The following is a 12,649-nucleotide window of genomic DNA, read 5'->3' as shown; positions in this document are numbered from 1 at the left end:
ATCCTGCGAAGCCGGCAACCCGCCGGTAATGTTCCAGCTATGAAGCTCACCGTGATCGGCTGCTCCGGGTCCGTCCCCGGCCCCGACTCGGCCGCCTCGAGCTATCTGCTCACCGCCGAGGGTTTCCACCTGATCCTCGACCTCGGCAGTGGCGCGCTCGGCTCGCTGCAGCGGCACGTCGCGGTCCCGGAGATCGGCGCGATCGGCCTGTCCCACTTGCATCCTGACCACTGCATGGACCTGTGCGGGCTGTACGTCGCGGCGAAGTACGGACCCGGTACGCCGATCCCGCGGATCCCGGTCTACGGACCGCCCGGGACCTCCGGCCGGATGGCGTCGGCGTACGACCTGCCGACCGATCCCGGGATGGAGGAGGAGATCGAATTCCACACCTGGCAGGCGGTTCAGCAGATCGGCCCGTTCACAGTGCGCACCGCGCGGATGGTGCACCCGGTGCCCGCGTACGCGATCCGGGTTGAGCACGGCAACAAGTCGCTCGTCTACACCGGCGACACCGGCCCGAACGACGCACTGATCGAGCTCGCCCGTGGTGCCGACGTCCTGCTGTCCGAGGCCGCCTTGCAGGACAACGATCCGCACAACCCGACCGACCTTCACCTCACTCCCGCCGACGCCGGCGAACACGCCAAGAAGGCGGGGGTCAAACGGCTGATCATCACCCACGTCCCACCCTGGTACCGCCGCGAGACCCAGGCACAAGCCGCCGCCCGCACGTACCCCGGCCCGATCGAGATCGCCACCCCCCATGCCGTTTTCGACATCTGACGGCGCCGCGTTGTGGACGACAACGACCGGCAGCGCGAGTTCGTTGCCGCCCGTCGTCATCCTCCACGGCGGCCCCGGCCTGTGGGACGACTACGCCGTACTCGCGGAGATGCTGGACGATCTGACCGTCGTGCATCGCTTCGACCAGCGTGGGTGCGGGCGATCGGGTCCGTCGGAGTTGCAGTCGGTCCGGCGGACGGCGCAGGACATCGACGAGCTCCGCGAGTACTTCGGGCATGAGCGGATCGTCGTACTCGGGCATTCGTTCGGGGCAACGCTCGCGCTGGCCTACGCCGGGTGGCACGGCGACCGGACCGCGGGTGTCGTGTATGTCGGCGGTGTCGGGATCGGTGACTGGCGTACGCCGGAACGCGCGGAGCGTGCGCGGCGGATGACACCGGCCCAGGTCGCACGGCTGGACGAGCTGGGGGAGAAGCGTGGCCGGACCGCGGAGGAGGAGCTCGAGTTCCGCGTGCTGGCGTGGTTCCCCGACTATGCCGACCAGTCGATGGCGATGACCTGGGCGCGGCGGAGTGCGGCGGTGGAGCTGCCGATCAACTTCGCCGCCAACCGCGAGCTCGGCCAGGACGTCAGCAGGTGGCCCGAGGGCTACCTGGCCGGACTCGCCGCTGGGCTCAGCGCGCCGGTCACGTTCGTCCATGGAGCGGGTGATCCCCGGTCGGTGGTCAATGTCCGTGACCTGGCGTCGCACACTCCTCGCCACACCTTCCACCTCATCCCCGACGCCGGTCACTCCCCGTGGCTGGAGCGGCCGGAGCTCTTCCGGGAGGTGCTGCGGGAGGCCGTGCAGGGTTGCTGAAACGAATTCTGAGATCTACTCTCAAATTAGAGTTGATCTCAGAAGGAGTGTGCGATGGGTGCTGTGAGTCGTGACCCGCGGCGGTGGTGGGCGTTGGGCGCCATGTCGGTCAGCCTGATCGTGGTCGGGCTGGATCTGACCGTGCTGAACGTCGCGCTGCCGACGCTGGCGACCGAGCTGGAGGCGTCGACCAGTCAGCTGCAGTGGTTCGCCAACGCGTACACGTTGGTGCTCGCGGCGCTGCTGCTGCCCGCCGGGCTGCTGGGTGACAGATTCGGCCAGAAGCATCTGCTGATCGGGGCCCTCGTGGTGTTCGGCGGAGCTTCGGCGGCGTGCGCGTTCGCCTCTTCCGCGGGGCAGTTGATCGCGGCTCGCGCGGTGCTCGGGGTCGGGGCGGCGTTCCTGATCCCGCTGTCGATGTCGTTGCTCAACGTGCTGTTCGAGCCGGGGGAGCGGGCTCGGGCGATGACGATCTGGGTGATGGCCAACTCGCTCGGCATCCCGCTCGGGCCGGTGCTCGGCGGCTGGCTGCTGGACCACTACCGCTGGGGCTCGGTCTTCCTGATCAACCTGCCGTTGGTCGCCGTTGGCCTGGTCGCGGTCGCGCTGCTCATTCCGGCGACTCGCGGGCACCGGTCCGGTCGGATCGACGTACCCGGGATTGCGTTGTCCGGGGCGGGGCTGGTGGCGGTGACCTACGGGTTCGTCGCGGCCGGCGAGCGCGGGTGGGGTGACGCGGTGACGCTGGTCAGTCTGGTCGTTGGCGTCGTACTGCTGGCGGTGTTCTGGTCGTGGCAGCGGCGTACGACGGATGCGCTGGTCGACCTGGCGTTGTTCCGGTCGGCGCGGTTCGCGTGGGGGACGGTGCTCGCGACGCTGGCGTCGTTCGCGTTGATGGGTCTGCTGTTCGTGCTGCCGCAGCTCTTCCAGGCCGTGCAGGGCGCGGACGCGTTGAACACCGGTCTGCGGCTGCTGCCGATCATCGGTGGACTCCTGATCGGTGCCAAGGTCGCCGAGCGTCTCTCCGCCACCGCCGGGCCGCGGCTGACTGTGGCGTTCGGGTTCGTGCTGATGCTGGCCGGCCTCGTGATGGGCGCGTTCACCAGCGTCGACGCCGGCTACGGTTTCACGGCGATCTGGGTCAGCATCGTCGGCGTGAGCATCGGGTTCACGCTGCCGCCGGTGATGGATCTGGCGATTGGTGCGTTGACCGTCGAGCGCAGCGGATCCGGGTCGGGCCTGATCCAGGCGCTCCGCCAGGTCGGCGGCACGATCGGGGTCGCGATCCTCGGTACGGTGCTCAACTCGGCGTACCGCGATCACCTGAACGTCGGCGGTCTGCCGCCCGCGGTCGCCGACGCGGCCCGCGACAGCGCGTCCGGGGCGGTCGCGATCGCGGCCCACACCAATGCGCCGGCGCTGGCGGAATCGGCCCGTGAGGCGTTCGTGCACGGCATGAGCGCGACCCTGTGGACGTGCAGCGGGATCGCAGCTCTGGGCTTCGTGGTAGCGCTGGCCTTCCTGCCCAGCACCCGTGGGTCAGTCGAGCCGGAGTCCGTGGAAGTTGTCACAATCGAGGTATGACGATGGAGAAGCCGCCCGGGCTGCGCGAGCGCAAGAAGGCGAAGACCCGGGCGGCGATCCAGGAGCACGCGCTGCGGCTGTTCCGCGACCAGGGGTACGCCGAGACGACCGTGCAGGAGATCGCGGCCGCGGCGGAGGTGTCGCCGGCCACCTTCTTCCGGTACTTCCCGACCAAGGAGGACACGGTCGTCTTCGACCGGCTCGACCCGGTGCTGATCGACGTGTTCCGCGCGCAGCCGGCCGAGATGAACCCGACCGACGCGTTGCGGGCGACGCTCAAGGACAGCATGCGGGCGCTGACCGAGGAGGAGTGGGAGCTGGAGTCCCAGCGTCAGCAGTTGGTCCTCAACGCCCCGGAGCTGCGCGCCCGGATGCTCGACCAGCTGTACGCCGGCATCGATCTGCTGGCCGCCCTGGCGGCCGAGCGAGTCGGCCGGTCCGCCGACGACTTCGCCGTTCGGGCCTGGGCCGGTGCGGTGGTCGGCGTGGTGATGGCGACGTACCAGGTCACCGGCCACGCCAAGATGAAGGACTACTTCGAGATCATCGACCGTGCGTTCGCCCACCTCGAGGCCGGCCTGCCGCTCGGCAAGTAGCTGCCTACGGCCTCATTTCGGCGAGGGCGAGGGTCATCGTCGCGCCCGGGATCGGCATCGACAACGCCTCGGCCTCGATCGCGGCCCGGTCCTGATCGGACAGCGGGCCGGCAGTGCGGAGGTCGACCTTCCCGCCCTTGCGTCCCCAGGCGCCGCGGATCTCGCCGTTCAGCATCAGCCCGTGCGGGTGGTACCAGTCATGCAGGTGAATCCGCGGCTTCTGCCCTGGTCCGGCGAACAGACCGTGCCGGTCCTGCCCGAACAGCCTCAAGTCGGACGCCACCAGGAATCGTGCGCCGGTCGGAACCGGCGCTGACCGGACGGCCTGCTCGTCCGCCGCGAGGATCCACCCTTCGCGGCCTTCCAGCTCGACCGGGAGGAGCTCGCGGTCCAGCAGCTTCCAGACTTCTCTCGCGTCAGGTCTCGACAACCCGGACCACCAACTGAAGGCCTCCACGGTGGTCGGCCCGAATGCCTGCACGTGTCGTCGGCACAGCTCGGCGTGCGCGTCCTGGAAGTCGATCTCGGGCGCTGGAACCTCACGCACGTACAGCGCACTGGTCGTCCACCGCAACGCCAGCCGCCCAGTCCAGCAAGCACTCCGCAGCTCAGGACCCCGGCCGCCGCGATGCTCGGCCCCACCCAGCTCCCGGCAGATCCGGTCGGCCTGGCCTTCGATCTCCCGCCGCTTCTCTTGATCGAGCGGCATCCGCCCGATCGTGAACACCCCGAAGTCCCGCTCCGGCAACACATACACCGCCGCCCGCGGACTGTACGTCTGAACCAACCCCGGCGCCTCCCACGCCGACGGCTCACACCCCTCCACCCGCGCATGCAACCCAACCAACGCATCCCGAGGAGCCGTATCCTGCAACCCAAACCGAGCCGCCCGCACATACTCCCCACCAGCCAACCGGCCCCCCAGCCGGTTAACCATCAACCGATACCGCACAGCCCGCAGGTAGTCGATCTCAAGCATCCGCGCCATACCCGCTGTCTAACAGCCTCCACCGACAGCCCTGCTTGTTAGGTGTCCAGGGCGTTCAGGTACGCGGTGCCTCGGGGGCTTAGTTGGTAGCCGACTTCGAGGCTGTGGGTTAGGCCTAGGTTTTTGAGTTTGCGGACGTCCAGTTTGAAGGGGGCGGTTTCGCGGTTGAGGGAGGCGGCCAGGTCGGCGGCTCGGGTGGCGGGCTTGGACTGGATCAGCCGGAGGGTCTGGGTGGTCCAGGCGCCGTGGTGGCTGAGCTCGTCGAAGCGGGCCAGCCGGTTCTGGAGATCGGTGAGGTCCTCGGCGGTCAGCTCGGACTGGGACGCGAGCTCCTCGCGCGGATCCGGCCCCTCGACCAGGTGGAACTTGATCAGGAACGTCGGCCACTCGTCGTTCCCGCGCAGCCGCCGGCGGACGTCCTTCGCGTTGCGCCGGTCCGCGTCCGCCACGTCGGCGTCGGTGTCGGCGATCAGCTCCGGGTTCACCTGGCGGACGCTGTCGATCTCGATCCGGCCGGCGTTGGTGCGGTAGATCCGCCCCTCCACCACCCGGGGCTCAGCCCACCGCCGGTACGCCGCGGTGATCTTCCCGTCCGCGACCCCATCCCGGTCCGATCCGGCGAACAACATGGTTCTACCCTCCCAACGCCTTCGCGACGATCGGGGCCAAGGCACGCAACGCCTTGCCCCGATGGCTGATCGCGTCCTTCTCCTCGATCGACAGTTCCGCCGTCGTCCGGTCGTACCCCTCGGCCTGGAACAGAACGTCGTACCCGAACCCGCCCGTTCCGCGCAGTTCGCGGATGACCGACCCGCGCATCTCGCCGAGCACCAACTCGTCCGCCTCGTCGGGCTGGACGAACGCGACTGCGGCGACGAACGACGCACCACGCCGCTCGTCCGGCACATCCTCCAGCTGGCCGAGCAGCAGCAGGTTGTTCCTGTGGTTGTCCTTCGCCGGTCCCGACCAGCGCGCCGACAGTACGCCGGGCATGCCGTTCAGCGCGTCGACGCAGATGCCGCTGTCGTCAGCGATCGATGGCAACCCAGTCGCGGCCAGCGCGGCGTGCGCCTTCAGCAGCGCGTTGCCCTCGAACGTCGGCTCCGTCTCGGCCGGCTCGTCGTACGCCGGTACGTCGCCCAGCCCGAGCACCTCGATCCCGGGCACGATCGGGGTCAGGATGCGCCGCAGTTCCTCGAGCTTCTTCTTGTTGTTCGACGCCAATAGCACCCGACTCATCCACGTCCTCGCTTCGCTCCGGGCGCGGACGAGGCACGAGTTGCACAGCGCTTGATGGTGAACTCGCTTCGCTCGTTCACGCGAGGGCCTCCAGCTGCAGCTTGGTCAGCTCCGCGCAGCCCGCCGTCCCGAGCTGCAGCAGGCTGTCCAGCTCGGCGCGGTCGAACGGCGCACCCTCGGCCGTGCCCTGCACCTCGATGAACTTGCCGTCGCCGGTCAGCACCAGGTTCATGTCCGTCTCGGCCCGGACGTCCTCCTCGTAGCAGAGGTCGAGCATCGGGGCCCCGTCGATGATGCCGACCGAGACCGCTGACACCGAACCGGTCAGCGGCTCGCTCTTCAGCAGTTTGCGCTCACGCAGGTACGACACCGCGTCCGCTAGAGCGACGTACGCGCCGGTGATCGCGGCGGTCCGAGTCCCGCCGTCGGCCTGCAGTACGTCGCAGTCGAGCAGGATCGTGTTCTCGCCGAGTGCCTTGTAGTCGATCACGGCTCGGAGCGACCGCCCGATCAGCCGGGAGATCTCGTGCGTCCGGCCGCCGATCTTGCCCTTCACCGACTCGCGGTCCGAGCGGGTGTTGGTGGCCCGCGGCAGCATCGCGTACTCCGCGCTGACCCAGCCGAGACCGGAACCCTTGCGCCAGCGCGGCACACCCTCGGTCACACTCGCCGCACACAGCACTCGGGTCCGGCCGAACTCGACCAGCACCGAGCCTTCGGCGTGGTCGAGCCACTTCCGGGTCAGGGTGACGGGCCGCAGCTGATCCGGGGTACGTCCATCGATACGCGCCATGCGTCCGACCCTATGCCTCCAGGCGCTGGACCTCCGCATTGGACGTCCGCAGGGCACCGGACGAAACGGGTGGGCGCAGTCCACTGGACGGACGAACCTGGGTGACGGCCATCCGGGCAGCCCACGGCAGCAGGTCGTTGGCCCGCCGGCCAAGCCACGGGACGCCTTCCTTGACCAGCCAGAGCGTGTCCGCCCACCGGCTCGGCGCGACGCCGACACAGTCCAGATCCGGACGTACGTCGATCGGCAGGCCGCGCTGGGCCAGTTCGTCGGCGAACGCCCGGGCCAGCCGCCGGTGACCGCGCTCACCCGGGTGCAGCCGGTCGATGCTCCAGAAGTCCCGGCGGTACACCTCCGGGTAGTCGGCCAGGTCCAGCCGGATCCCGCCGAACTTCGCGTGCAGGTCGTCGTACACCTGGTTGACCTGCTCGATCCGCTGCCACAGCGGGCGGCGCAGCCAGGCCGGCAGACCGAACACCTGGCCGTGGTCGTGGAACCGGACCGTGAGCAGCAGGGCGCCACGGGCGGTGAGTTGCTCGGCACACTGATCCAGGCACGCGCGGATCCGGCCGGAGTCGAAGTTGGACCGCAGGGTGTCGTTGACCCCGACGATGAGCGAGGCGATGTCGATCGGACCGGTCGTTACGGCTTCGGGCAGTTGCTCGGTCGCGACCAGGTGCACGGTGGCGCCGCTGGTCGCGAAGTTGGAGAACGTCACACGGTGGGAACTGGCCAGGGAGTCGGCAAGCAGCGAGGCCCAGCCCCGCCACCCTTCACCCGGGCGCGCACCGGCACCGGACAGGTCGGTCGTACTGCTGCCGTTCATCGGGTCCCCGACACCTACGGTGGTCGAGTCCCCCAGTGCCACGTAGTGGAGGCTCACATTCCGCCATGGTGACGGCACGGAGCGAGACGTCGGTGTTTCCTGGATGACCAACGCGTCAATTCCAGCTGGAGGACGGGTGATTGAAGGACGCAACTGCTCGGAGTTACTGTGCTTCAAACAACTATGTGCAGGAGCTGCTTGCTGATGACTGATCTTCGGTTTGGCCTGGTGGGACTCGGCGCCCGGAGCCGGATCGGGCTGTACGCGCACACGCCCGGTGAAGGGACAGCGATCGTGGCGGTTGCCGATCCGGCCGCCGCACAGCGGGACACGGCACTCGAGCGGTTCCCCGGCGCGACGGCGCACGCGGACCACCACGAGTTGCTCGACCAGAAGCTCGACGGCGTCTTCCTGACCACGCCCGACGACCTGCACGAGGGCCCGGCGATCGACTTCCTCCGGGCCGGTGTCTCGGTGTTCGTGGAGAAGCCGCTGGCCATCACGACCGAGGGCTGCGACCGGGTCCTGCAGGCGGCGTACGAGAGCGGCGCACGGCTGTACGTCGGGCACAACATGCGGCACATGCCCGTCGTACTGACGATGCGGGAACTGATCCGGTCCGGCGCGATCGGTGACGTGAAGGCGATCTGGTGCCGGCACTTCGTCGGCCACGGTGGCGACTTCTACTTCAAGGACTGGCACGCGGACCGCCGTCGGTCCACCGGCCTGCTGCTGCAGAAGGGTGCCCACGACATCGACGTGATGCACTGGCTGGCCGGCGGCTACACGACCCGGGTGAACGCGATGGGCGCGCTGACCGTGTACGGCGGGATCGAGGACCGGCAGGACCGGTCGGAGCAGCGGTTCGGCGACTTCGTCAGCGACGACAACTGGCCGCCGCTGGAGCAGAAGGGCCTGGCGCCGGTGATCGACGTCGAGGACATCTCGATGGCGAACCTCCGGCTCGACAACGGCGTCTTCCTCACCTACGAGCAGTGCCACTACACGCCGGACTACTGGCGCAACTACACCGTCATCGGCACGCACGGCCGGCTGGAGAACTTCGGTGACACGTACGGCGGTGTGGTGAAGGTCTGGAACAGCCGCCGGTCCGGGTACCGCGAGGACGCCGACCAGGTCGTCGAGATCCCGGGCAGCTCGGACCACCACGGTGGCGCGGATCCCTTGCTGGTGGGCGAGTTCATCCGCTTCGTCCGCGACGGCGGCGAGACGCTCACGTCCCCGGTCGCCGCGCGGGCCGCGGTTGCCGCCGGGTACGCCGCCACCACGTCACTGCGCTCGGACGGCACCCCGGTCGACGTCCCGCCGCTGGACCCGACCCTGGTCAGGTATTTCGACAACGGCCAAACGCGGTGAGCTAAGCTCGTGGTCGTGACCTGGTACGCCGCCATGCGAATGCTGAGCCCTCGATGCGGAGGACTCTAGCGGCGTAGGCGCATGTGCTTGCAGCGAGAGGCCCCCTGTGTCGGGGGCCTCTCTCTTTTTGTCCCAGCTGCCTGCACATCCATGGAGAGATTCGATGTACCCGATCACCTATGTCACCGACTGTTTCGGCGGCAACGCCCGCGCCAGACTCAGCATCCGGATCGGCGCCCTGTTCGGCCAGTCGCCGACGATCGTGGCCGCCGACGGGCCTGATCCGGAGTCGTTCGCCGCGCTCACCCTGCTCGACTGTCTGAGATCGACCGAGTCCTTGGGCGAGGACGGCCATCCGACCATCACGCTCGTCAACATCGCACCCCGCGACGGCGAGTGGCCGAACGGCGCTCCGTTCTGCTTCTTCACCTACGGCAAGCACCTGGTCGCGAGCACCTTCGACGCGCGCACGCTGTCCCTGGTACGCCGCGAGCTCGGGATCGATCGGGTCCACGTGACGGACATCCGCGAGGTCGTCGACGCGGCCCGGGACTGGGCGTCGTTCAGTGCCGACGAACTCGACAGGATCGCCGACACCCAGTTCCGCAGTCTGTGGTATCTGCCGCTGCTGGCGAAGTGGCTCACCGACGGCCACGCGGTCCCGTCGACGCTGACCGCCGTACCCGAGCTGGACGACACCGAGCCGACCGTGAGCGTGGTCGACAACTTCGGCAACTGCAAACTCGACTGCGGCGCCGCCGCGATCGGCTTCAGCATCGGTACGTCGATTCCGGTCGCCGGCCGGACCCAGGACGGCTCGATCACCCTGACCGAGGTCACCTGCTACCGCCACCTGACCGACGTACCCCTCGGAGCCGCAGGCCTCGTCGTCGGCAGCTCCGGCACGGACTTCGTCGAACTCGTCATCCGCGGCGGCTCGGCGGCCTCCGCCTTCAACCTCCGCCCGGGCGACTCACCACTGCGCAGTACGCCGGCCGAGTACGCCGCCTGAGGTGCCAGAGGCGGGACTCGAACCCGCACGCCCGGGGGCACCGGCACCTAAAGCCGGCGTGTCTGCCGTTCCACCACTCTGGCTCGGGTGAGCACGCTGCTCCCCTAGGACAGACATCCTAGGGGAGCAGCGGACGCTCAGCGGCTTTGCAGGGCGTCGATGAACACCGTGCGCAGGTCGCCGGGGTTGCGGGCGACGTACGACTGTCCACCGGTGGCCTGGGCGAGCTTGCGGAGCTCCTCGGCGTCCGCGTCCGGGCCCATACCGAGTGCGATGATGCGGACCGGGCGGGCCGGGTCGCGGAGGCCTTCCAGGGTCTGGATGGTCTTCTCCAGGGTCGGGCTGCCCGGGTCGTCGTTCTTGCCGTCGGTGAACAGCAGGATCGAGTTGACCGCGCTCGAGTCGTACTGGTTCCGGACCGCGCGAACCGCCGCGATCGCGGTGTCGTACAGACCCGTGCCGCCGTTGGGCACCGCGTGCTGGATCTTCAGGTTGGCCAGGATCTTGGTCCGCTGGCCCGACGACAGCGGCGCGATCGGAACGAGTTCCTTGTAGTCGCCGCCGTCCGAGCCGATCCGGGTCGAGAAGGTCCACAGGCCCAGCGAGGCGCTGTTCGGGAACAGCGACAGGCCGCCGCTCGCCGCCTCGATGGTCAGCTGCATCCGGGTCTTGTTGCCGACCGTCTCCGCCATCGAGCCGGACACGTCGATGACCGCCAGCGAGTGAGTGGACAGCGACAGCCGGGTCCAGTTCTGCAGCGCCTTCTCGATCGCCTCACCGGTCGGCTTGGTCAGCTGGGTCAGGTCGCCGACCCCACGGCCGCCACTGAGCGGGCTGAACAGTGCGTCCCGGAAACCGGCCTGGTCGCGGGCCTGGCTGGACGCGTCGGTCAGCAGCTCCGCCGCCAGCGCCTTTCCGGCGTCGCTGATCGTCTCGGCGTCGTCCTTGGCGGTGACCACCATCGGGTAGTCCAGCGTCAGCGTGCCGGTGGCCGGCATGATCGCCTTGAGCTGGGCGTCCGGGTGATCCTCCTGGTACTTCACGAAGCTCTGCTCCGAGGCCGGTACGACGACCTTGCTGGCGTCCTGGTCGGCCCGGCCGAACAGTGCGTTCACGTCGGTGTACGGCTTGGCCATCGAACCGAGTCGCTGCGCCAGCGGCACGATCACCTGCGACACCTGGGTGTCGGAGGCGGAGGTCTTCTGCCGCTCGGACTGCACCGCGAGCAGCGCGAGCGCACCGGGTGAGGTGTTCAGCGGGTCCAGCAGAGCCGGATCCGCCGCGCCAAGGGCGCGTAGCCAGGACGAGGTGTCGGCGAAGTTGGCGCTCCGCCCGACCAGCACCAGCGGCGAGGTCGCGACGGACGGTACGGCGATGCTCGGGACGCTCTGGCCGTCGTCGGCTTGCGCCACCCACAGGGACGAGTCCGGCACCCACAGGTCGGGCCGGTTGTCGCTGCCGCTGGCGATGTCCCGGGCCACCTTGGCCGAGGGAGCCCCGCTGATGGTGAACTGCAGACACGGAGTTCCGTCGTCGCCGCCCTTGCCGGCCAGCGACTTGGCCGCGGCCTCCAGCGAGGGCTGCATCTCGGGTGTGGTGCTCAACGAGACCTGGGTCGGGTCGTCACACGACTTCCCGCCGAGGAACCCGTCGGCGCCCGACTGCGATCCGAAGGAGCGGACCACAAAGACGGCGCCCAACGACACCACCAATAGCCCGACCGCAGTGATGTACACCGAACGACGGTTGTTGTTACTTCGCGTCACCGCAGAGGAATGTTTTCCCATCGCGGCAGGTCCCTCCCTCCCAGAGGCTGACTGCGCGCGCAGATTACCCGCTTTCGGCTGGTCAGGGCCAAGGTCGGAGTACTTCTTGACACACCCGGGGGTGGACCGCAACCGAACGCCGGTGGTCCTGGGAGTACCGCTCTTTCGTAAGAACACTCAAAAAGTCACCGACGGTAGTCCTACCACTCCGATCCGGTGAGATCGGGGTGTGATCCAAATCACACCAGAGACTTTCCTCAAACGACCGTTCCATGGACCATCCCCATGAAACGGTCGAAGGTTTCCCTGCGCGGAGTGGTCTGGACCGGCCCGGATCAGAGGCCGAGATCGCGGCGGAGCTTGGCGACGTGCCCGGTGGCCTTGACGTTGTACTGCGCCACCGAGACCTTGCCCTCGGGGTCCACCACGAAGGTGGAGCGGATCACGCCGGTGACCTTCTTGCCGTACATCGTCTTCTCGCCGAAGGCGCCGTACGCGGTGAGCACCTGCTTGTCCGGGTCGCTCAGCAGCGGGAACGTCACGCCGTCGCGCTCGCGGAACTTGGCCAGCTTCGCGGGCTTGTCCGGTGAGATGCCGAGGACGGCGTACCCGGCGGCCTGCAGCGAGTCCAGCGAGTCGCGGAAGTCGCAGGCCTGCTTGGTGCAGCCGGGCGTCATCGCGGCCGGGTAGAAGTAGACGATCACGTTCTTCCCGCGCAGGTCCTTCAGCGCGACCTCGTTGCCATCGGCATCGGGCAGGGTGAAGTCAGGTGCGACATCGCCGACGGACAGACGTTCGGACATCAGGCCCTCCAGGGGAACGGGGTGAACTGCTCGCAATCGTACGTGGGCGGGGCCCCTGA

13 protein-coding genes and 1 tRNA gene are annotated in these 12,649 nt (G+C 68.6%); 6 read left to right on the top strand and 8 right to left on the bottom strand.

Annotated features, from left to right (window positions below):
• Nucleotides 1–39: 39 nt before the first annotated feature.
• Genes E0H75_RS32285 through E0H75_RS32270 form a run of 4 tightly spaced genes read left to right on the top strand, consistent with a single transcriptional unit; the run spans nt 40 to nt 3,786 of the window.
• On the top strand, nt 40–786 hold the full coding sequence (locus E0H75_RS32285; RefSeq protein ID WP_131517482.1) for an MBL fold metallo-hydrolase: 747 nt from the start codon (nt 40–42) through the stop codon (nt 784–786).
• Nucleotides 767–1,606 (top strand): alpha/beta fold hydrolase, encoded by an 840-nt coding sequence (locus E0H75_RS32280; protein WP_131517481.1) that lies wholly within the window; start codon nt 767–769, stop codon nt 1,604–1,606. The genes E0H75_RS32285 and E0H75_RS32280 overlap by 20 nt, the downstream gene beginning before the upstream one ends.
• A 54-nt stretch (nt 1,607–1,660) precedes the next feature.
• Nucleotides 1,661–3,190, top strand: coding sequence for a DHA2 family efflux MFS transporter permease subunit (locus tag E0H75_RS32275; protein WP_202873283.1), 1,530 nt, complete (start codon nt 1,661–1,663; stop codon nt 3,188–3,190).
• Nucleotides 3,187–3,786 carry an acyl-CoA-like ligand-binding transcription factor gene (locus E0H75_RS32270; protein WP_202873282.1) on the top strand — a complete coding sequence of 200 codons (600 nt, stop codon included), beginning with the start codon at nt 3,187–3,189 and terminating at the stop codon, nt 3,784–3,786. The genes E0H75_RS32275 and E0H75_RS32270 overlap by 4 nt, the downstream gene beginning before the upstream one ends.
• A gap of 4 nt (nt 3,787–3,790) precedes the next feature.
• On the opposite strand, the gene E0H75_RS32265 is transcribed toward E0H75_RS32270, so the two are convergent.
• The 5 genes from E0H75_RS32265 to E0H75_RS32245 form a co-directional block, all read right to left on the bottom strand.
• Nucleotides 3,791–4,612, bottom strand: a complete 822-nt coding sequence (locus E0H75_RS32265; protein ID WP_165554179.1) for a DNA glycosylase AlkZ-like family protein — start codon at nt 4,610–4,612, stop codon at nt 3,791–3,793.
• 200 nt (nt 4,613–4,812) lie between these two features.
• On the bottom strand, nt 4,813–5,403 hold the full coding sequence (locus E0H75_RS32260) for a hypothetical protein (protein ID WP_131517479.1): 591 nt from the start codon (nt 5,401–5,403) through the stop codon (nt 4,813–4,815).
• 4 nt (nt 5,404–5,407) lie between these two features.
• Nucleotides 5,408–6,013, bottom strand: a complete 606-nt coding sequence (gene rdgB, locus E0H75_RS32255; RefSeq protein WP_131517478.1) for an RdgB/HAM1 family non-canonical purine NTP pyrophosphatase — start codon at nt 6,011–6,013, stop codon at nt 5,408–5,410.
• 76 nt (nt 6,014–6,089) lie between these two features.
• On the bottom strand, nt 6,090–6,806 hold the full coding sequence (gene rph, locus E0H75_RS32250) for a ribonuclease PH (RefSeq protein ID WP_131517477.1): 717 nt from the start codon (nt 6,804–6,806) through the stop codon (nt 6,090–6,092).
• Between the two features lie 10 nt (nt 6,807–6,816).
• The gene (locus E0H75_RS32245) at nt 6,817–7,689 is read right to left on the bottom strand and encodes an SGNH/GDSL hydrolase family protein (protein WP_131517476.1); all 873 of its coding nucleotides are present in this window, start codon (nt 7,687–7,689) and stop codon (nt 6,817–6,819) included.
• A 147-nt stretch (nt 7,690–7,836) separates the two neighbouring features.
• Here E0H75_RS32245 and E0H75_RS32240 point away from each other — a divergent pair, with 147 nt between their 5' ends.
• Nucleotides 7,837–9,009, top strand: a complete 1,173-nt coding sequence (locus tag E0H75_RS32240) for a Gfo/Idh/MocA family protein (RefSeq protein WP_131517475.1) — start codon at nt 7,837–7,839, stop codon at nt 9,007–9,009.
• 163 nt (nt 9,010–9,172) lie between these two features.
• A complete protein-coding gene (locus tag E0H75_RS32235; RefSeq protein ID WP_131517474.1) occupies nt 9,173–10,021 on the top strand; it encodes an SAM hydroxide adenosyltransferase in 849 nt (282 codons plus the stop codon).
• A 2-nt stretch (nt 10,022–10,023) separates the two neighbouring features.
• Here the strand turns inward: E0H75_RS32235 and E0H75_RS32230 are convergent.
• The 3 genes from E0H75_RS32230 to bcp form a co-directional block, all read right to left on the bottom strand.
• Nucleotides 10,024–10,104: transfer RNA gene (locus tag E0H75_RS32230), tRNA-Leu, on the bottom strand.
• 54 nt (nt 10,105–10,158) lie between these two features.
• Nucleotides 10,159–11,757: a substrate-binding domain-containing protein gene (locus E0H75_RS32225; protein WP_238163382.1), complete on the bottom strand. Its 1,599-nt coding sequence runs from the start codon at nt 11,755–11,757 to the stop codon at nt 10,159–10,161.
• A gap of 365 nt (nt 11,758–12,122) precedes the next feature.
• Nucleotides 12,123–12,590 carry a thioredoxin-dependent thiol peroxidase gene (gene bcp / locus E0H75_RS32220; RefSeq protein ID WP_131361816.1) on the bottom strand — a complete coding sequence of 156 codons (468 nt, stop codon included), beginning with the start codon at nt 12,588–12,590 and terminating at the stop codon, nt 12,123–12,125.
• Nucleotides 12,591–12,649: the final 59 nt, after the last annotated feature.

The sequence above is a fragment of the Kribbella capetownensis genome (assembly GCF_004331485.1).
GTDB classification, from domain to species: domain Bacteria; phylum Actinomycetota; class Actinomycetes; order Propionibacteriales; family Kribbellaceae; genus Kribbella; species Kribbella capetownensis.
This window is presented reverse-complemented; position numbering and strand designations above follow the sequence as displayed.

Coding starts and splice junctions, on each gene's coding strand:
- E0H75_RS32260 (WP_131517479.1), bottom strand. CDS start 5,403: ATGTTGTTCGCCGGATCGGACCGGGATGGGGTCGCGGACGGGAAGATC.
- rph (WP_131517477.1), bottom strand. CDS start 6,806: ATGGCGCGTATCGATGGACGTACCCCGGATCAGCTGCGGCCCGTCACC.
- bcp (WP_131361816.1), bottom strand. CDS start 12,590: ATGTCCGAACGTCTGTCCGTCGGCGATGTCGCACCTGACTTCACCCTG.
- E0H75_RS32280 (WP_131517481.1), top strand. CDS start 767: ATGCCGTTTTCGACATCTGACGGCGCCGCGTTGTGGACGACAACGACC.
- rdgB (WP_131517478.1), bottom strand. CDS start 6,013: ATGAGTCGGGTGCTATTGGCGTCGAACAACAAGAAGAAGCTCGAGGAA.
- E0H75_RS32270 (WP_202873282.1), top strand. CDS start 3,187: ATGACGATGGAGAAGCCGCCCGGGCTGCGCGAGCGCAAGAAGGCGAAG.
- E0H75_RS32240 (WP_131517475.1), top strand. CDS start 7,837: ATGACTGATCTTCGGTTTGGCCTGGTGGGACTCGGCGCCCGGAGCCGG.
- E0H75_RS32235 (WP_131517474.1), top strand. CDS start 9,173: ATGTACCCGATCACCTATGTCACCGACTGTTTCGGCGGCAACGCCCGC.
- E0H75_RS32275 (WP_202873283.1), top strand. CDS start 1,661: ATGGGTGCTGTGAGTCGTGACCCGCGGCGGTGGTGGGCGTTGGGCGCC.
- E0H75_RS32285 (WP_131517482.1), top strand. CDS start 40: ATGAAGCTCACCGTGATCGGCTGCTCCGGGTCCGTCCCCGGCCCCGAC.